1 protein-coding gene is annotated in these 236 nt (G+C 49.6%); it reads left to right on the forward strand.

Going from position 1 to position 236, the window contains the following annotated elements; translation table 11 throughout:
• Window positions 1-182, forward strand: a 182-nt coding sequence (locus FS628_RS32120; RefSeq protein ID WP_222125310.1) for a hypothetical protein, incomplete at its 5' end; no start/stop codon positions are given.
• Between the last annotated feature and the right edge of the window lie 54 nt (window positions 183-236).

Raw genomic sequence — 236 nt, forward strand, 5'->3', positions numbered from 1 at the left:
ATAGGGAAGAGAAAAGAGAGCATGAGCAGAAGGGTAAGGCGGCATTGCGGGTTATGATGAATGGATTTGATATGAAGTGGGGAGGGCGCTTCTACACGGGGATCAGGTTGATGAGGGTTTGGATAATAATGGTGATGATGGGTATAGGAAGAAGGAGGATGAAGAGGTTGGCGGGGAGTTGAATGTTGGAGGGAATGGTGTGGTGGGGTGGATGGGTGAGGATGTGTGGAGGAAAT

Origin of the sequence: Paenibacillus xylanexedens, from assembly GCF_007676705.1 — a bacterium.
Lineage (GTDB): Bacteria > Bacillota > Bacilli > Paenibacillales > Paenibacillaceae > Paenibacillus > Paenibacillus xylanexedens_C.